14 protein-coding genes are annotated in these 18,952 nt (G+C 71.1%); 4 read left to right on the top strand and 10 right to left on the bottom strand.

The genetic code is table 11. From position 1 onward, the window contains the following. Positions 1-75: 75 nt before the first annotated feature. Positions 76-891, top strand: coding sequence for a PaaX family transcriptional regulator C-terminal domain-containing protein (locus ACH4TV_RS36645; protein ID WP_398405601.1), 816 nt, complete (start codon positions 76-78; stop codon positions 889-891). A 43-nt stretch (positions 892-934) separates the two neighbouring features. Here the strand turns inward: ACH4TV_RS36645 and ACH4TV_RS36640 are convergent, their stop codons facing one another. Continuing rightward, entirely contained in the window at positions 935-3,298 is a 2,364-nt protein-coding gene (locus ACH4TV_RS36640; RefSeq protein ID WP_398405600.1) for a bifunctional salicylyl-CoA 5-hydroxylase/oxidoreductase, read from the bottom strand. Continuing rightward, positions 3,295-4,125 (bottom strand): enoyl-CoA hydratase family protein, encoded by an 831-nt coding sequence (locus ACH4TV_RS36635; protein ID WP_398405599.1) that lies wholly within the window; start codon positions 4,123-4,125, stop codon positions 3,295-3,297. Before ACH4TV_RS36635 ends, ACH4TV_RS36640 begins: the two co-directional genes overlap by 4 nt. Positions 4,126-4,431: 306 nt before the next feature. On the opposite strand from ACH4TV_RS36635, the gene ACH4TV_RS36630 reads away from it, so the two are divergent. Next, complete coding sequence (locus tag ACH4TV_RS36630; RefSeq protein ID WP_398405598.1) at positions 4,432-4,884, top strand: ATP-binding protein; 453 nt, start codon at positions 4,432-4,434, stop codon at positions 4,882-4,884. 113 nt (positions 4,885-4,997) lie between these two features. Here the strand turns inward: ACH4TV_RS36630 and argF are convergent, their stop codons facing one another. Further along, entirely contained in the window at positions 4,998-6,005 is a 1,008-nt protein-coding gene (gene argF / locus ACH4TV_RS36625) for an ornithine carbamoyltransferase (protein WP_398405597.1), read from the bottom strand. Positions 6,006-6,143: 138 nt separating this feature from the next. Further along, positions 6,144-7,370 carry an arginine deiminase gene (locus tag ACH4TV_RS36620; protein ID WP_398405596.1) on the bottom strand — a complete coding sequence of 409 codons (1,227 nt, stop codon included), beginning with the start codon at positions 7,368-7,370 and terminating at the stop codon, positions 6,144-6,146. 210 nt (positions 7,371-7,580) lie between these two features. Between ACH4TV_RS36620 and ACH4TV_RS36615 the strand changes: the two genes are divergently transcribed. Both ACH4TV_RS36615 and ACH4TV_RS36610 read left to right on the top strand, forming a co-directional pair. After that, positions 7,581-8,579, top strand: coding sequence for an SPFH domain-containing protein (locus ACH4TV_RS36615; RefSeq protein WP_398405635.1), 999 nt, complete (start codon positions 7,581-7,583; stop codon positions 8,577-8,579). Then, positions 8,576-9,478, top strand: a complete 903-nt coding sequence (locus tag ACH4TV_RS36610) for a hypothetical protein (protein ID WP_398405595.1) — start codon at positions 8,576-8,578, stop codon at positions 9,476-9,478. Before ACH4TV_RS36615 ends, ACH4TV_RS36610 begins: the two co-directional genes overlap by 4 nt. A 206-nt stretch (positions 9,479-9,684) precedes the next feature. Here ACH4TV_RS36610 and ACH4TV_RS36605 read toward each other — a convergent pair whose 3' ends face one another. The 6 genes from ACH4TV_RS36605 to ACH4TV_RS36580 form a co-directional block, all read right to left on the bottom strand. Beyond that, positions 9,685-12,297: a polynucleotide kinase-phosphatase gene (locus ACH4TV_RS36605; RefSeq protein WP_398405594.1), complete on the bottom strand. Its 2,613-nt coding sequence runs from the start codon at positions 12,295-12,297 to the stop codon at positions 9,685-9,687. Next, entirely contained in the window at positions 12,294-13,787 is a 1,494-nt protein-coding gene (locus ACH4TV_RS36600) for a 3' terminal RNA ribose 2'-O-methyltransferase Hen1 (RefSeq protein ID WP_398405593.1), read from the bottom strand. Before ACH4TV_RS36600 ends, ACH4TV_RS36605 begins: the two co-directional genes overlap by 4 nt. A gap of 207 nt (positions 13,788-13,994) precedes the next feature. Continuing rightward, positions 13,995-15,566, bottom strand: a complete 1,572-nt coding sequence (locus ACH4TV_RS36595) for an ABC transporter ATP-binding protein (protein WP_398405592.1) — start codon at positions 15,564-15,566, stop codon at positions 13,995-13,997. Next, complete coding sequence (locus tag ACH4TV_RS36590) at positions 15,563-16,405, bottom strand: ABC transporter permease (protein WP_398405591.1); 843 nt, start codon at positions 16,403-16,405, stop codon at positions 15,563-15,565. Before ACH4TV_RS36590 ends, ACH4TV_RS36595 begins: the two co-directional genes overlap by 4 nt. Next, positions 16,402-17,355, bottom strand: coding sequence for an ABC transporter permease (locus ACH4TV_RS36585; RefSeq protein ID WP_398405590.1), 954 nt, complete (start codon positions 17,353-17,355; stop codon positions 16,402-16,404). The genes ACH4TV_RS36590 and ACH4TV_RS36585 overlap by 4 nt, the downstream gene beginning before the upstream one ends. Further along, positions 17,352-18,932, bottom strand: a complete 1,581-nt coding sequence (locus tag ACH4TV_RS36580; protein ID WP_398405589.1) for an ABC transporter substrate-binding protein — start codon at positions 18,930-18,932, stop codon at positions 17,352-17,354. The genes ACH4TV_RS36585 and ACH4TV_RS36580 overlap by 4 nt, the downstream gene beginning before the upstream one ends. Positions 18,933-18,952: the final 20 nt, after the last annotated feature.

Raw genomic sequence — 18,952 nt, 5'->3', positions numbered from 1 at the left:
TCTTGACCAAAAATCGCTTACCGGAGGTAGTTGACCAGCAGAAATGGCGACAAGCAGTGATTCCGGCGGCCTAAAATGATCAACGTGTCCGAACAGCATGCCCCGCGGTCTCTCATCGTCACGCTCTACGGCGCGTACGGCCGTTTCATGCCCGGCCCGGTACCCGTCGCCGAGTTGATCCGGCTCCTCGCCGCGGTCGGGGTCGACGCGCCCTCCGTGCGGTCGTCCGTGTCCCGTCTGAAGCGGCGCGGCCTGCTCCTGCCGGCCCGTACGGCGCAGGGCGCGGCCGGATACGAACTCTCGCCGGACGCCCGGCAGTTGCTCGACGACGGCGACCGGCGGGTGTACGCCGCAACCCCTCCCCCGCACGACGAGGGCTGGGTGCTCGCCGTGTTCTCCGTCCCCGAGTCGGAGCGCCAGAAGCGCCACGTCCTCCGTTCCCGGCTGGCCGGACTCGGCTTCGGCACGGCGACCCCGGGCGTGTGGATCGCCCCGGCCCGCCTCTACGAGGAGACCCGGCACACCCTGGAGCGGCTGCGCCTGGACCCGTACGTCGACTTCTTCCGCGGTGAGCACCTGGGCTTCGCGGCGACGGTCGAGGCCGTCTCCCGCTGGTGGGACCTGGCCGCGATCGCCAAGGAGCACGAGGCGTTCCTCGACCGCCACGCGCGCGTGCTGCACGACTGGGAGAAGCGCGAGGACACTCCGCCCGAGGAGGCGTACCGCGACTATCTGACGGCGCTGGACTCCTGGCGCCACCTGCCGTACATCGACCCCGGGCTGCCGTCCCACCTGCTCCCGGCGGACTGGCCGGGCGTGCGCTCGGCGGCCGTCTTCCAGGGGCTGCACGCCCGGCTGCGGGACGCGGGGGCGGGATTCGCGGGGCTGTGACTCGGGGTGACGCAGGGGGGCGCACGCGGGGCTGCGGCGGAGGTCAACTCCCCAGGGTGAGCCGGGGTTTGGGGGCGTCCGTGCGTCCGGTGCGCGGGAGTCGGCTGCCTGCTCGGTAGGGCGTCGGCCAGACGACGCCCGGACCCTCGTACTCCTGCTCGGCCGCCGCGTGCAGCGTCCAGTTCGGGTCGTAGAGATGAGGGCGGGCGAGTGCGCACAGGTCTGTACGGCCCGCCAGGATCAGGGAGTTGACGTCGTCCCAGGAGGAGATCGCGCCGACCGCGATCACCGGGACGCCGGTCTCGTGGCGGACGCGGTCCGCGAACGGGGTCTGATACGAACGGCCGTACTCCGGGCGCTCGTCGGCGACCACCTGCCCGGTCGACACGTCGATCGCGTCGGCGCCGTGGTCGGCGAAGGCGCGCGCGATCGCGACGGCATCCTCGGCCGTCGTACCGCCGTCGGCCCAGTCCGTCGCCGAGATACGGACGGTCATGGGGCGCTCGTCCGGCCACACCTCCCGTACGGCGTCGAAGACTTCGAGGGGGAAGCGCAGCCGGGCGGCGAGCGGGCCACCGTACGCGTCCGTGCGGTGGTTGGTGAGCGGGGAGAGGAACCCGGAGAGCAAGTAGCCGTGGGCGCAGTGGAGTTCGAGGAGGTCGAAGGCGGCGTGGGCGGCTCGTCGGGCGGCTGCTGTGAACTGTTCGCAAATGGTCGTGAGTTGGGCTCGGGTCAGTTCGTGCGGGGTCTGGTTGCCCGGCCGGTACGGGATCGGGGAGGCGGCTACGAGCGGCCAGTTACCCTCGTCCAGCGGCTCATCGATGCCCTCCCACATCAGCTTCGTCGATCCCTTGCGGCCTGAGTGGCCCAGCTGGATGCCGAGCGCGGTGCTGGGAGTCTGGGAGTGCACGAAAGTGGTGATGCGCCGCCAGGCGTCGGCCTGTTGGTCCGTGTAGAGGCCGGCACAGCCCGGGGTGATGCGGCCCTCGGCGCTGACGCACACCATCTCGGTCATCACCAGACCGGCGCCGCCCAGCGCCCTCGCACCCAGGTGGACGAGGTGGAAGTCGCCGGGGATCCCGTCGGTGGCCGAGTACATGTCCATGGGGGACACGACGACGCGGTTGCGCAGGGTCAGTCCGCGCAGCCGGAAGGGCGTGAACATCGGGGGCGTGCCGGGTGGGCAGCCGAACTCCCGCTCCACGGCGGCGGTGAAGTGCGGGTCGCGCAGCCGCAGGTTGTCGTGGGTGACCCGGCGGCTGCGGGTGAGGAGGTTGAACGCGAACTGGCGGGGCGGCTGGTCGAGATGGAGGGGCAGGTTCTCGAACCACTCCAGACTGGCCCGCGCCGCACGCTGCGTGGAGGCGACGACGGGCCGCCGCTCCTCCTCGTACGCCGCCAGCGCCTCGGCCGGGCTCGGCCGCTCCTCCAGACAGGCGGCGAGCGCGAGGGCGTCCTCGACGGCGAGCTTGGTGCCGGAGCCGATGGAGAAGTGGGCGGTGTGTGCGGCGTCCCCGAGGAGCACGACGTTGCCGTGCGACCAGCGGTCGTTGACGACCGTACGGAAGGTGGTCCAGGCGGACTTGTCGGCGCGCAGGGGGTGTCCGCCGAGTGCGTCCGCGAAGATCTTGGCGCAGCGGTCGACGGATTCCGAGGTGTCGAGATCCTCGAATCCGGCCGCCCGCCACACCTCCTCCCGCATCTCGACGATCACGGTCGAGGCGTCGGTGGAGTACGGGTATCCGTGGAGCTGCATCACGCCGTGCTCCGTCTCCGCGATCTCGAAACGGAAGGCGTCGAAGGCGAAGTCCACGGCGAGCCAGAGGTAGCGGCAGCGGTGGGTGGTCAGCCGGGGCCGGAACACCTGGGCGTAGGCCTCCCGGGTGCTGCTGTGCACCCCGTCGGCGGCGATGACCAGGTCGTACGTCTCTGCCAGCCACGCCGGGTGCGGCGCCTGTGTACGGAAGCGGAGCTCGACGCCGAGTTCGCGGCAGCGGGTGTGGAGGATCTCCAGGAGCTGTTGTCTGCCGAGGGCGGCGAAGCCGTGTCCTCCGGAGGTGTGGCGGGTGGTGCGGTGGACGATGTCGATGTCGTCCCAGCGGGTGAAGTGTTGTTGCAGGGCCTCGTAGACGACAGGGTCGGCGTGTTCTATGCCGCCGAGGGTTTCGTCGGAGAGGACTACTCCGAAGCCGAAGGTGTCGTCAGAGGCGTTGCGTTCCCAGAGGGTGATCTCCCGATCGGGTCGGCGGCGTTTGAGCAGGGCGGCGGCGTAGAGGCCGCCGGGGCCGCCGCCGACTATCGCGATGCGTTGGGGGTTGCTGGTCTTGGTGGGCGGGTGCGGGTGCGTTGTGGCTTGTCGCGCAGTTCCCCGCGCCCCTAGGTATGCCGTCCCTGAGGTTGGTTTCATCGGTCGCGCCACTTCGGGGGGCGTTTTTGGGTGAACGCCGCGTGGAACTCTGCGTAGTCCTCACCGTGCATGAGGAGGGCCTGGGTGGCGGCGTCGAGTTCCACAGCTGCGGCCAGGGGCATGTCCAGTTCGGCGGTGAGGAGGGCCTTCGTCTGGGCGTAGGCGAGGGCCGGGCCGTCGGCCAGGCGGTGGGCCAGGGTCTGGGCGGCCTTGTCGGCGTGGCCCTCGTCGGTCAGTTCGCTGATCAGGCCGATGCGCTCGGCCTCGGGCGCCCGTACCGGCTCGCCGAGCATCAGGAGGCGGGTAGCGTGACCGAGGCCGACGACCCTGGGCAGCAGGTAGGCGGCGCCCATGTCGCCGCCGGAGAGGCCGACCCGGGTGAAGAGGAAGGCGAAGCGCGCGGAGGGGTCGGCGACGCGGAAGTCGGCGGCGAGGGCGAGGACCGCGCCGGCGCCCGCCGCCACCCCGTGCACGGCGGCGATCACGGGGAACGGGCACTCCCGTACGGCCCGCACGACCTGGCCGGTCATCCGGTTGAAGTCGAGCAACTGGGCCGTGTCCATGTCCAGGGTCGCGCCGATGATCTCGTCGACGTCACCGCCCGAGCAGAATCCGCGGCCCTCGCCGGCCAGCACCAGCGCCCGTACGGACTTCTCGCGGGACAGCTCGGCGAGCAGGTCACGCAGGTCGGCGTAGGCGCCGAAGGTGAGGGCGTTGAGTTTCTCGGGGCGGGCGAGGGTGACCGTGGCGACGCCGGAGGGGGCGAGGTCGAGGCGGATGTGGTGCCAGGTGGAGGTGCGGGGGGTCGAGCCGGTGAAAGGACTCATGCGCGGCCTCCTCGGCCTCCTCGTCGAGCGGGGTACTGGCGTCGCTCTCGTTCGAAGTTATCACTCATCTGTGACTGTCGTCATGAGTGCGCGATAAAGCGGTCGGTCACGGTCTGTTTCCGTGATCCGGCCACGTCACGAGGCGTCAATAGCGCGGTAACAGTGGGAGTGGTCGTGGGAGACGGGGCGTTGGTCTGGGTAAGTCGAACGGTGAGCGGGGCCGAAGGTCCCGCACGGCGCCCGACGAGTGGCCCGGCCGGACAGCGCCGTACCCTTCCTATTGTTGAAAGCAGGACATCCTGCTCCATGAACGGAACCGCCTTGCAAGAACCCTCCGCTCCCGCCTCCTGGCGCATCGCCCTGCCGCACACCGCCGCGGCGGTGCCTGTCGCCCGCGCGCTGGTCCGTACGGCCCTGGCCGACCTGGAGCACGCGGCGGCCGACAGTGACACGGCGGAACTGCTCACCGCGGAGCTCGTGGCGAACGCCGTGGAGCACACGTCCGGGGACGCGCCGATAGAGCTGGTCGTGGAGCTGCTGCCGACCAGTTGCCAGGTCGAGGTGCACGATCCCGACCCGGCGCCGCCGGGGAATCTGACGCGGCCGGTGTCGGAGGAGCCGGATCCCTGGCAGGAGCACGGGCGGGGATTGCTGTTGATCCGGACGCTCAGCTCGTCCTGCGGCCACCGGCCCACGGACTCGGGCAAGGCGGTGTGGTTCCGGGTGCCGGTGGTGCCGGCGCAGTGGCGCCGAGGGTAGGACCATCCAGCCCGTCCGGCGTTTGAGGACGAGCGCGTTCAGCGCGAAGGTGGGTCTGGGGGCGCAGCCCTCAGGGACGGGACGGGTAGGGGCGGCGGGGGCGAGAAACCGCCTCACGCCAGCGTGGCGACCAGCACCGCCTTGATCGTGTGCAGCCGGTTCTCCGCCTCGTCGAACACCACCGAGTGCGCCGACTCGAAGACCTCGTCCGTGACCTCCAGGGACTCCAGACCGTACGTCTCGTATATCTCGCGCCCGACCTTCGAACCGAGATCGTGGAACGCCGGCAGGCAGTGCAGGAACTTCACGTCCGCGTTCCCCGTCGCCCGCAGGACTTCCATCGTCACGGCGTACGGAGCCAGCGCCGCGATCCGCTCGGCCCACACCTCTTTCGGCTCCCCCATCGACACCCACACGTCGGTGGCGACGAAGTCGGCGCCCCGGACGCCCTCCGCGACCTCCTCGGTCAGCGTCAGGCGCGCACCGCTCGTCTCCGCCAGCTTCCGCGCGTCGGCGACGATGCTCTCGGCGGGCCAGTAGGCGCGCGGGGCGACGATCCGTACGTCCATGCCGAGCAGCGCGCCGGTGATCAGATACGAGTTGCCCATGTTGAAACGGGCGTCGCCGAGGTAGGCGAAGGCGATCTCCGTCAGCGGCTTGGCGCTGTGCTCGGTCATCGTCAGCACGTCGGCCAGCATCTGGGTGGGGTGCCAGTCGTCGGTCAGGCCGTTGAACACCGGCACACCCGCGTACGCCGCCAGCTCCTCCACCGCGGCCTGGCTGTCACCCCGGAACTCGATCCCGTCGTACATCCGTCCGAGCACCCGCGCGGTGTCCTTCACCGACTCCTTGTGGCCCATCTGCGAGCCCGACGGGTCGAGGTACGTCGTCGAGACGCCCTGATCCGCCGCCGCGACCTCGAACGCGCAGCGCGTACGCGTCGAGGTCTTCTCGAAGATCAGCGCGATGTTCTTCCCCGCCAGGTACCGCGTCTCGGTCCCGGCCCGCTTCGCCGCCTTCAGCTCGGCGGCCAGATCGAGCAGCCCGCGGAACTCCGCCGCGGTGAAGTCCAGCTCCTTGAGGAAGTGGCGCCCGGCGAGGGCGGTCGGGACAGTCGCCATGGGGGCGCTCCAAGTGATCCGGCAGGACGTACGGGACGTAGACGAATGGAAGTCTATACGACTCCTTACATTTCTATGCGGTCACGTTTTCGAAGGTTCTCAACGGTTCTCCAAGGTTCTTGAGCCCCTCGGAGATCCCTACGTCACCGCGTCCCGCTGCACCGGACAGCTCATGCACCGCGGCCCGCCCCTTCCCCGCCCCAGCTCGCTGCCCGGGATCTCGATCACCTCGATGCCCTGCTTGCGCAGGTGCGTGTTCGTGGTCGCGTTGCGCTCGTACGCGACGACCACGCCCGGCTCGACGGCGAGGACGTTGCAGCCGTCGTCCCACTGCTCGCGCTCGGCCGCGTGCACGTCCTGGGTCGCGGTCAGGACGCGGATCTCGCTCAGCCCGAGCGCGGCGGCGATCGCCCGGTGCATGTGCTCCGGCGGATGGTCGGTGACCTTCAACTCCTTGTCGCCGACGCCCGGTTCGATGGTGTACGAGCGGAGCATGCCGAGCCCGGCGTACTGGGTGAAGGTGTCGCCGTCGACCATCGTCATCACCGTGTCGAGGTGCATGAAAGCACGCCCCTTGGGCATGTCGAGCGCCACGATCGTCTCGGCGGACCCGGCGGCGAAGAGCTTGTGCGCGAGCATCTCGACGGCCTGGGGAGTGGTGCGTTCGCTCATGCCGATGAGCACGGCGCCGTTGCCGATGACGAGCACGTCCCCGCCCTCGATGGTGGAGGGGTAGTCGGCCTGCCCCTCCGACCAGAGGCGGAAGGTTTCGTCACGGAAGAGCGGATGGTGCCGGTAGATCGCCTCGAAGTGCACGGTCTCCCGCTGACGCGCCGGCCAGCGCATCGCGTTGATGGAGACGCCGTCATAGATCCAGGCGGAGGTGTCGCGGGTGAAGAGGTGGTTGGGGAGGGGGCCGAGCAGGAAGTCGTCCAGCTCCATGACGTGGAAGCGGACCGAGGTCGGTTCCGCGTGCGCGGCCAGGAACTCCCGCTTGGTGATACCGCCGATGAGCAGCTCGGCCAGCTCGGCGGCCGGCAGGTTCTCGAAGGCGGCACGGAGGTGGTCGGTGGCCAGCGGCCCGTACTCCTTCTCGTCGAACACCCTGTCCAGTACGAGCGTCCGGGCCACCGGGATCGCCAGGGCCTCGGTGAGCAGGTCGCCGAAGAGATGGACGGCGACCCCCCGGTCGCGCAGGACGTCGGCGAACCCGTCGTGCTCGGCGCGCGCCCGGCGCACCCACAGGAGGTCGTCGAAGAGGAGGGCGTCCTTGTTGCTGGGGGTGAGCCTTTTGAGCTCTAGGTCCGGCCGGTGCAGGATGACGCGGCGCAGCCGCCCGGCCTCGGAGTCGACATGGAATCCCATGTCTCCATCCTGACCACTCCGCGCCGCGTTCACCCGCTGATCGGCGGATATGCGGGATAACCCTCGCCACACCACTCCCCCCATCACCACCCCATCTCGTCCCCTTGACGATAAGCGGGTGGACCGAATATCGTCTACATGACGACAAGTGGTGTGGAGGACCTGCTCGCAGGCATCCCCGCACCGGACGAGGGGATGGACCAAAGGCACATGGCCGACATCACCCGGCGCCTCGGCTGGCGCCATCTGCGCGGCACGCCCACCGCCCACATCCGCCATCACCGCTCCGGCCGACTGACCCACGACGGCCCCGGACTCAGCTTCTGGTTCCGCGCGCTGACCGCCACGCTCTCCGAAGTCCCGGTCGACGACCGCGAGTTGGCGATGACCTTCCACGCCCGTACGTCCGACTTCCAGGACGTGACGGTCCAGGCGACCGTCACCTACCGCGTCAGCGACCCCGCCCTCGCCGCCGCCCGCCTCGACTTCTCCGTCGACCCGGACACGGGCGTCTGGCGGGGCGCTCCCCTGGAGCAGCTGGCGACGCTGCTGACGGAGACGGCCCAGCAGCACGCCCTGGACGTCCTGGCCCGTACGCCGCTCTCGGCCGCGCTGGTCGACGGGGTGGCGTCGGTACGGGAGCGGGTCGCGGCGGGGCTGGGCGCCGAGCCGCGGCTGCCGGCCACGGGTATCGAGGTCGTGGCGGTACGTGTGGTGGCGCTGCGGCCGGAACCCGAGGTGGAGCGGGCGTTGCGCACCCCCGCCCGTGAGCTGATCCAGCAGGAGGCCGACCGGGCGACGTACGAACGCCGTGCGGTGGCCGTCGAGCGCGAGCGCGCCATCGCCGAGAACGAGCTGGCCAGTCAGATCGAACTCGCCCGCAGAGAGGAGCAGTTGGTCGACCAGCGGGGTACGAACGCCCGCCGGGAGGCCGAGGAGTACGCGGCGGCCGACGCGGTACGGGCGGACGCGGAGGCGGCGCGGGCGGTACGGCTGGCGGAGGCGGAGGCCGAGAACGTACGGGGTGTGGGCGAGGCCCGTGCCCAGGCCCAGGCGGCGTGGCTGCGGGTGCACGCCGATGCGGACGTGGCGATGCTGCACGCCCTGACGGGCACCCGGCTCGCGGAGAACCTCCCGCGGATCGACAGCCTGACGGTGTCACCGGACGTCCTGACCGGTCTGCTCGCCAAGCTGGGCGTGCAGGAGTGAGTCTCGCTCCGCGGGCCGTCCTGGTCCACCGCACCACGGAGTACGAGGAGTTGGTGGCCCGGCACGGCACGCACGGCCAGGCCGCCTTCTTTCTCCGCTCCCGGGGCCGGGACATCGAGGAGGTCGCCGAACGCCACCGCCGTGCCCGCCGGGCCATGGCGGAGGTGACGGCGGCGATTCCACTGACCTGGCGTCAGACCCGGGTGGAGCGGGCCGACTTGGACCGGTTCCTCTTCGCTCCCGAAGACGTCGTCGTGGTGGTCGGGCAGGACGGTCTGGTGGCGAACGTCGCCAAGTACCTGGCCGGACAACCGGTGGTGGGCATCGACACCGACCCCGGCCGCAATCCGGGCGTCCTCGTCCGCCATCGCCCCGGGGATGCGGCCGCGCTCCTCCCCTCTGCGCTCTCACCGGCCACGGGCGGGTCCGAACTCACGATGGTCGAAGCCGTCGCCGACGACACCCAGCGGCTGCTGGCCCTCAACGAGATCTACCTCGGCGCCGCCGGTCACCAGACCGCCCGCTACCGTCTGGGCCTCGACGGCGACAGGGGTGTCGTCGAGGCTCAGGCCTCGTCCGGGGTACTGGTGGGGACGGGGACCGGGGCGAGCGGCTGGTTGCGATCGGTGTGGCAGGAACGGGGCGGGGCCGGTCCGCGCCTGCCGGGCCCGACGGAGGACCGGCTGGTGTGGTTCGTACGGGAGGCCTGGCCGTCTCCGGCGACCGGGACGTCGCTCGTCGCCGGTGAACTCGGCGCGGACGGCCGGCTGAGCCTCACCGTCGAGTCCGAGCGGCTGATCGCTTTCGGGGACGGGATCGAGAGCGATGCGGTGGAGTTGACGTGGGGGCAGACGGTTCGGGTGGGGGGGGGGGGGGAGAGGTTGCGGTTGGTGGGCTGACGGGGGTTTCTTCGCCCCCGCCGCCCCTACCCGTCCCATCCTCGGGGGCTCCGCCCCCGAACCCCCGCTCCTCAAACGCCGGAGAGGCTGAGTAGTTCAGCCCGTCCGGCGTTTGAGGACAAGGCCCGTTCAGGGCCGTAAGGGGGGTCTGGGGGCGCAGCCCCCAGGGATGGGACGGGTAGGGGCGGGCGGGGGCGAGCAAACCCCTACAGCCGCGGATCCACCGGCTCCGACTCCAGGGCCAGGACCCCGAACACCGCCTCGTGGACCCGCCACAACGGCTCCCCCTCCGCCAGGCGGTCGAGCGCCTCCAGACCCAGCGCGTACTCCCTGCTCGCCAGCGAACGCTTGTGGTTCAGGAACCGGCCCCGCAGCCGGGCGAGGTTGTCCGGCCGGGTGTACTCGGGACCGTAGATGATCCGCAGGTACTCCCGTCCCCGGCACTTGATACCGGGCTGCACCAGCCGTCCCTTCTCGCTGCGCACCATCGCGCCCAGCGGTTTCACGACCATGCCCTCGCCGCCCCGCCCGGTCATCTCCAGCCACCAGTCCACGCCCGCCCGAATCGACTCCGCGTCGCCGGTGTCGACGTACAGCCGACGCGTCGTCTGGAGCAGGCCCGTGCCGTCGTGCTCCACCAGCCGGTCCAGCAGAGCGAGTTGCTCGTCGTGCGGCAGCCCGGCCAGGCTGCGCCCCTCCGTCGCCAGGATCTGGAAGGGCGCCAGCCGGACGCCCTCCAGACCCTCCGTCGGCCAGCAGTAGCGCCGGTACGCCGCGGTGAACGCCGAGGCGTCCGACGCCCGTTCGCGCTGACTTGCCAGCAGGTCTCCCACGTCGATGCCCCGCGCCGCCGCACCCTCCAGTGCGGCCAGTGCCCCCGGGAACACCGCCCCGGAGGCGGCGCCGACCGCCGCGTACTGCGAGCGGAGCAGCCCGGACGCCTTCAGCGACCACGGCATCAACTCGGCGTCCAGCAGCAGCCAGTCGGTGTCCAGCTCCTCCCACAGGCCGGCCGCGTCCGCCGCGGCGCGCACCCGGCCGAGGATCTCCTCGGTCACCGCCGGGTCGTCGATGAACGGGCGCCCGGTACGCGTGTACAGCGCCCCGGTCGGACCGCCACCGGTACCCTCGCCGCCGCCGTCCACACCGAACCGCTTCCGAACCGTCTCCGCGTCGCGGCACACCAGCGCCACCGCCCGCGAACCCATGTGCTTCTCCTCGCACACGACCCGCTCGACCCCGTCCGCCCGGTACTGCTCGAACGCCTCCGCCGGGTGTTCCAGGTAGCCGTCCACGTGCGACGTGGCCGTCGGAGCCATCGTCGGCGGCAGGTACGGCAGCAGCCGCGGGTCCACCGCGAAACGGCTCATGACCTCCAGGGCCGCCGCCGCGTTCTCCTCCCTGACCGTGATCCGGCCCGCGTGGCGCGTCTCGACCACCCTGCGGCCGTGCACGTCGGCCAGGTCCAGCGGCCGCCCGTCGTGCCCGCCCGGCGCCTCCGCCCGCAGCGGCCTGACCGGCTCGTACCAGACCTGCTCCGCCGGTACGTCGACCAGTTCCCGTTCCGGCCAGCGCAGCGCGGTCAGCTTGCCGCCGAAGACGGCACCGGTGTCGAGGCAGATGGTGTTGTTCAGCCAGCTCGCCTCCGGGACGGGTGTGTGGCCGTACACGACCGCCGCCCGGCCCCGGTAGTCCTCCGCCCACGGGTAGCGCACCGGCAGGCCGAACTCGTCGGTCTCCCCGGTCGTTTCGCCGTACAGCGCGTGCGAGCGCACCCGGCCCGACGTACGGCCGTGGTACTTCTCGGGCAGCCCGGCGTGACAGACCACCAGCCGCCCGCCGTCCAGGACGTAGTGGCTGACGAGACCGTCGATGAACTCCCGCACCTGGGCCCGGAATTCGTCGCTCTCGTCCGTCATCTGCTCGATGGTCTCGGCCAGGCCGTGGGTGTGCTGGACCTTGCGGCCCTTGAGGTGACGGCCGTACTTGTTCTCGTGGTTGCCGGGCACGCACAGCGCGTTGCCCGACCCGACCATGGACATCACCCGGCGCAGTACGCCCGGGCTGTCCGGACCGCGGTCGACGAGGTCACCGACGTAGACGGCGGTACGGCCGTCCGGGTGCACGCCGTCCTCGTATCCCAACGTGCCGAGCAGCGACTCCAGTTCGGACGCGCAGCCGTGGATGTCACCGATGATGTCGAAGGGGCCGGTGAGGTGGGTCAGGTCGTTGTAGCGCTTCTCGGTGCGAACCTCGGCGTTCTCGATCTCCTCCACGCCCCGCAGGACGTGCACCTTCCGGAAGCCCTCGCGTTCCAGGCCGCGCAGGGAGCGGCGGAGTTCGCGGATGTGGCGGTGGATGACCCGGCGCGGCATGTCGGCCCGGTCGCTGCGGGACGCGTTCCGTTCGGCGCACACGTCGTCGGGCACGTCGAGGACGATGGCGATGGGCAGGACGTCGTACTGCCGTGCCAGCTCGACCAGTTGGCGGCGGCTCTCCTGCTGGACACTGGTCGCGTCGACGACCGTACGGCGGCCCGCCGCCAGTCGCTTGCCGGCGATGTAGTGCAGGACGTCGAAGGCGTCCCCGCTGGCGCTCTGGTCGTTCTCGTCGTCGGCGACCAGGCCCCGGCAGAAGTCCGACGAGATGATCTCGGTCGGCTTGAAGTGGCGTCGCGCGAAGGTGGACTTGCCCGAGCCCGACGCCCCGATCAGAACCACGAGGGAGAGGTCGGTGACGGGCAGCACGCGTCCCTTCTTCTCGACGTTCTCAGCGCTTTCGACGTTCTCGATGTTCGCTACGTTCTCGACACTGCTCATGCGGCCTTCGCCTCCTTCTCTTCCGTCTTCTCGTTCGTCTTCTCGTTCGCGTCCCTCATCGTGAACACGGCCATCTGCGTCGGCGGTCCCACCTCGGGGTCGTTGGGCCCGACGGGCACGAACTCCGCCTCGTACCCGTGCCGTTCGGCCACCGTGCCCGCCCAGGTGCGGAACTCCTCCCGCGTCCACTCGAAGCGGTGGTCGCTGTGCCGGCTGTGGCCGGCCGGGAGCGTTTCCCAGCGGACGTTGTACTCGACGTTCGGCGTCGTCACGAGCACCGTCCGGGGGCGGGCCGCGCCGAACACCGCGTACTCCAGGGCCGGCAGGCGCGGCAGGTCGAGGTGTTCGACGACCTCGCACAGTACGGCGGCGTCGTACCCCTTGAGCCGCTTGTCGGTGTAGGCGAGCGAGCCCTGGAGCAGCTTGACGCGTGCCGCCTGCCGCTCCCCCATCCGGTCCAGCTTCAGCCGCCGCGAGGCGATGGTGAGCGCGCGCATCGACACGTCCACGCCGACGATCTCGGTGAACGCCGGGTCCTTGAGCAGTGCCTGCACCAACTGGCCCTGCCCGCACCCGAGATCGAGGACCCGGGTGGTGCCGGACGCCTTCAGCGCCGTGATGATCGCGTCCCGGCGCTGCACGGCGAGCGGTGCCGGCTTCTCCTCGACCTCCGTCTCCTCCTCGACCGCGTTGTCGATCTCCTCGACCTCGCTGTCGTCGGCCTCGGCCAGCCGGACCAGTTCCAGTCGCTCCATCGCCTGCCGGGTCAGCGACCAACGGCGGGACAGGTAGCGGCTGGTGATGAGCTTCTGCTCCGGGTGGTCGGACAGCCAGCCCTCGCCGGCCCGCAGCAGCTTGTCCACCTCGTCGGGCGCGACCCAGTAGTGCTTGGCGTCGTCGAGTACCGGCAGCAGGACGTACAGATGGCGCAGTGCCTCGGCGAGGGTCAGCGTCTCCGCCTCGAGGACGAGACGCACGTACCGCGAGTCGCCCCACTCCGGGAACTCCGTGTCCAGCGCGACCGGTTCGGCCGTCACCGTCCAGCCGAGCGGCTCGAAGAGCTGACGTACGAGCTCGGCACCGCCCCGGGCCGGCACCGCGGGCACCTCGATGTGCAACGGGCGTGCCTGGTCCGGGAGTTCGGGCTTCGCCCGGCACTGGCCCCTCATCGCGCTGCTGAACACGGCGCTCAGCGCGACCGCGAGCAGCGAAGAGGCCGCGTACGGACGGTCGTTGACATACTGCGCGAGCGCCGCGTCCGGCGCACCGCCGCGCCCCTTGCCCTTGCCGCGCCGGACCAGCGCCACCGCGTCGACCTCCAGCAGCAGCGCGGCCGTGCAGCGCTCGGCGGACGCCTCGGGGTAGAGGACGTGCGCGGTGCCGTAGGACGTGGAGAACTGCTGCGCGTTGTCGGGATGCTTGTGCAGCAGGTAGCCGAGGTCGGTCGCGGGACGTTCCGGGGTGCCGGTGGTGCTGATCGTCAGGAACACGGTGGGTAGGCCTCGAAGTAGGTCTGAAATGGGGATACCTGCTGTGCGCCACGTCGCCGTGCACAGAGAGTGCGCTTGCGCCGGACGCCCGCCCGCACAAGGTCTCACCTGCGGCGCGCGCCTGCTCAACGTACAGCGAACGCCCCCGGCGTACTCAGGCATTTTCTCCCCGGTGGGCCCTGGGTCAGGACGAGCCCCCTGCCCGGCCTACCCGGCCTGGCGGGCCACCGTGGCCGTTGCCGCCAGCAGGCGGATCGTGAACGGGTGCGAGGGATCACTCAGCACCTGTGCCACCGGTCCCTGTTCGACCACTTCCCCGGCGTCGATGACGGCGATCCGGTCGGCGAGTGCCGCTGTGTCCAGGTCGTGGGTGATGAGGACGACGGACAGGTCGTCGCGGTCGCGACGGAGCCCGGCGAGGACGTCGAGGAGACCGCGCCGGGTGACCGTGTCGAGGCCGGAGGTGATCTCGTCGCAGATGAGGACGCGCGGCCGGGCCAGCAACGCCCGTGCGAGAGCGGCGCGTTGGAGTTCGCCCCCGGAGAGACTGCCCGGGAGGCGGCGGGTCTGGTCCTCGGTGAGGCCCAGTTCCGTGAGGACGGCGAGCGCCTCCGCCTCGGCGGCCGGGGCGTCGGCGCCGCGCAGCCGTACGGCCGTACGCGCGACCTGGTCGACGACGGGCCGGTACTCGTCGAATGCGGCGCGCGCGTCCTGGAACACGTACTGCACGGCGGCCAGTTGACGTCGGTCGCGGGCGCGCACGCTGCGTGGGAGCGCGCTGCCGTCGAGAGTCACCGAGCCGTCGTGGTCCCGGTGGAGTCCGGCCAGGCAGCGGGCGAGGGTGGTCTTCCCGCTGCCCGAACGGCCGACGACGGCCAGGCATTCGCCCGGGTACAGGGAGAGTTCGGGGACGCGGAGGACCTGAGTGCGGTGGTGGCGGGCGGTGAGGTCGCGTACGTGGAGGAGGGGGGTGACGGCTCGGATGTCCGTGTCGCTGACGCTACGGACGCCGTTGTCGGCTTCCTCACTGAACTGCGGTTGCTGGGCCAGGAGTTCACGGGTCCACTCGTGACGGGGTGCGAGCCACACGCGCTCCGTCGGGCCCGACTCGACGACCTGGCCCTCACGCATCACCAGTACCTCGTCGGCCAGGGCGCGGACGACGTCGAGATCGTGGCTGAGCAGGACCACGGCGATGCCCTGGGCGGCGACTGCCCTCAGCTCGTCGACGATCCGGCTCTTCGTCAACGCGTCCTGGCCCGTGGTGGGTTCGTCGGCGACGATGACCCGGGCGCCGAGCAGCAGCGCCTGGGCGAGGACGACCCGTTGCTGCTGGCCGCCGGAGAGCTGGTGCGGGTAGCGGCGCAACAGGGTTTCGCCGTCGTGCAGCTGGGCGTTCGCCAGGGAGCGAAGCACGCGAGCACGGACCTCCGTTCGGCGTGCCGCCCGGGGCAGCTTCCGTACCTGTTCACGGGCGATGTCGTCGAGCAGGGCGCCCACCCGGCGGGCGGGGTTGAGGACGGCGGCCGGATGCTGGGGGACGTACCCGACCGGCCCCCCGCCGGACACCCGTACCTCGCCCGACACCCGGGCACCGGGCGGGTGTTCGCCGAGCAGGGCCAGACCGGTGGTGGTCTTGCCGCTGCCGGACTCACCGACCAGGGCGGTGACCCGGCCGGGGAGGACACGGAGGCTGACTCCGTCGACGAGGGGCCGGCCGTCGATCTCGACGCGCAGGTTCTCGATCTCGGCGACAGGAGCGTCGACGGGGGCGTTCATGCCTGTCGTCCCTTCTCACGAGTACGCCGGTTGTCACCGGCACGTCGGTTTCCGGCAGTTCGCCGGTCCAGTGCCGCGTCGAAGAGCAGGTTGCTGCCCGTCGTCAGCGCGACGATCAGCAGCGCGGGCACGACGACGGCCCAGGGCTGCACGAACAGCCCGGTGCGGTTGCGGTCCACCATGACCGCCCAGTCGGCGGCGTCCGGCTCGACCCCGACGCCGAGGAAGGCGGCCGTGGCCACCAGGTACAGCACGCCGGTGAGGCGGATGCCCGCGTCGGCGGCGAGGGTGCGCAGCATGGACCGGCCGACGTAGCCGACGGCCATGCGCCACCAGGTCTCGCCCTGCATGCGCAGCGCCTCGACGGCCGGGCGGGCGGCGGCCTCCGCCGCCGTCGCCCGGACGATGCGGGCCGCGTCGGGGATGTTGGCCAGCGCGACGAGCAGGGCGAGCCCGACCGCGCCCGGCTCGAACACCGAGGCCACGAGCAGGATCAGCAGCAGCGAGGGCACGGCGAGCAGCACGTCGAGAGGCCGCATCAGCAGTTCCTCCAGCCAACTGCGGTGCGTGAGCGCGCTGATGAGGCCCAGCGGCAGCGCCACGAGGTAGGCGAGCGCGGTCGCGGCGAGCGCGGTCACCACCACCGGCCGGCCGCCGTGCAGCACCTGCTGCCACACGTCCCGGCCCACGAAGTCGGTGCCGAGCCAGTGCCCGTCCCCGAACGTGAACGACACGGCCCGCGGCCCCGGTTCACCCGCGAACAGCGGTCCGAGCAGGGCGAGTACGAGGGGTACGCCGATGACGGCGGCCCCGAACACGAAACGCGAGCGCCCCTTCACGCGGCGACCCCCGCCCGGGGTGCGAACCGGTGGGCGACGAGGTCGGCGCCCAGGTTGAGGACGACGGTGAGCACGCCGAAGACCACCGCCAGCCCCTGCACCACCGGCACATCGCGTTCGGCGACGGCGTTCATCAGGACGGTTCCCAGGCCCGGGATCACGTACAGCGCCTCCACGACGATGACTCCGCACAGCAACCAGTCGACGGTGCGGGCGAGTTGCTGTGCCGCCGGGGCGACGGCGTTGGGCAGGGCGTGCGCGTACCGGACGCGGACACCCGGGATGCCGTACCGGCGTGCCTGGGCGACGTACGGCGAGTTCAGCGCGTCGACCATGCCGGCCCGCACGAGGCGGGCCAGCGAGCACACCGGCCGGGACAGCAGGACGAGGACCGGCAGGACCAGGGCGGCGGGGTGGCCGATCAGGTCGGTGCCGTAGCCGACGGCGGTCGGTGGCAGCCAGCCCAGCTGGAGCGCGAAGACGGTCACCAGCAGCACGCCGAGCGCGAACTCCGGTACGGCGTACACGCTGAGGGTGACCGAGCTGACGAGCCGGTCCACGAGCCGCCCTTCGTGCCGGGCGGCGAGCACACCGAGCCCGACACCCAACGGAACCAGCAGGATCACCGTCAGGGAGGCGAGCAGCAGCGTAGGCCCGAACCCGTCCTCGATGTACGTGCTGACCGGGCGCCCGGAGGTCAGCGAGGTTCCGAAGTCCCCGTGCGCCAGGCCTGCCGCCCAGTCCAGCAGCCGTTCGTACGCGGGCCGGTCGAGGTGCATGGCCTCGCGGATGGCCGCGATACGCGCCGGGTCGGGCTGGTCCCCGGCGAGTGCGACGGCCGCGTCGCCCGGCAGCGCCTCGGTGAGCGCGAAGACCAGCAGCACGACGGCCACGGTCTGCGCGCCGCCGAGGAGCAGCCGCCGGACGACGAAGGAGCGCAGTCCGCTCACGCCAGCCAGACCTTGTCGAACCGCGCCCAGTCGAGCGAGTTGGCGGGCGCCTTCGCCTCGACTCCCTTGACGTTCTTGGCGGTTCCGAGGATCCAGTCCGCGAACCCCCACACCAGGAACCCGCCCTCGGCGTACAGCCGGCGCTGCATCCGCTCGTACACGGCGGTCCGCTCGGTCTTGTCCCTCGTCGACTGGGCCTGCTGGTAGAGCGCGTCGAAGTCCTTGTGGTGCCACTTCGTCGCGTTGGTGGTGGAGTCGGTGAGCAGCCGCTGCGAGATGTGCGCCTCGATGGGCATGGCGCCGGAGCGGTAGCAGCAGATCGTGCCGGAGTCGAGGATGTCGCTCCAGTACGAGTCCTTGCTGCCCATCTTGACGTCGATCGTGACGCCCGCCTTGGCCGCCTGGTCGCGGAAGATGCCGGCGGCCTCGGTGAATCCCGCGGCGACCGCCGAGGTGTCGAGCGTGACCTTGAGGTTCTCGGCTCCGGCCTGCTTCAGCAGGGCCTTGGCGCGGTCGAGATCCTGGGCGCGCTGCGGGAGGTCGGCGGCGTAGTACTCGTACCCCTTCCCGAACAGATCGTTGCCGACGACACCCGCGCCGGACAGTGCGCCGTCGACGAGTTCCTGCCGGTCGGCGATGAGGTAGAAGGCCTCGCGGACGCGCTTGTCGTCGAAGGGCGCGCGGTCGGTCTTCATCGCGAACCCCTGCATGGCGCTGTTGCGCAACCGCACGATCTCGATCTGGCCCTTGTCCTCGTGGGCCCGCGCGGTGGTCGGGTTCAGTTCGTGGGCGTACTCGATCTGACCGCCGAGCAGTGCGTTGATCCGCGCGGACTCCTCGTTGGCGACGACGAACTCGATCTCGTCGAGGTGCGGGGCGCCCTCCCAGTAGTCGTCGTAACGGCTGAACACGGCGGAACGGCCGGGCGCGAAGGAGACGAACCGGAAGGGTCCGGATCCAACAGGCTTGCTGTCGAAGTCGGTTGAGCCGTCGGGCACGATGTACGCGCCGAACGCGGCGAGGATGTTGGGGAATTCGGCCGTCGGACGCTTCAGCACGAACTCGATGCCGTGCGTGCCCTTGGCCCGGCTGGCGTCGAGGTCGATCGGCTCCAGCGAGGCCTTCGCACGGAACGTCTGGTCGGGGTCGGCGATCCGCCGGTAGCTGTACAGCACGTCCTCGGCGGTGACCGGCTTGCCGTTGTGGAAGGTGGCCTGGCGCAGGGTGACCTGCCAGCGGTCCAGGGTCTTGTTGGCCTCCCACTTCTCGGCGAGGCGGGGCTGCGCGGAGAGGTCGGCGCCGTAGTCGGCGAGCTTGTCGTAGAGCGCCTTGGCGCGGGCCGCGTCGGCGAAGAGGCTGGCCAGATGCGGGTCGAGGGTCTCGCTGGCGCCCCCGCCGGCGAAGGCGGCGCGCAGCCGCCCGCCACGTCTGGGCGTACCGCTGCCGGAGCCGCTGCCGTCGGACGACGTGTCGTCCGTGGAGTCGGCGCAGCCCGCGAGGGTGAGGGCGCCGAGCGCGGCGGTTCCGCCCACGGCCGCGAGGAAGCCGCGCCGGCGAAGAGCAGGGAATTCGTACATGGGAGTCCTTCAGGTGTCTG

This window comes from Streptomyces sp. NPDC020898, assembly GCF_044333925.1.
Classification (GTDB): Bacteria; Actinomycetota; Actinomycetes; order Streptomycetales; family Streptomycetaceae; genus Streptomyces.
This window is presented reverse-complemented; position numbering and strand designations above follow the sequence as displayed.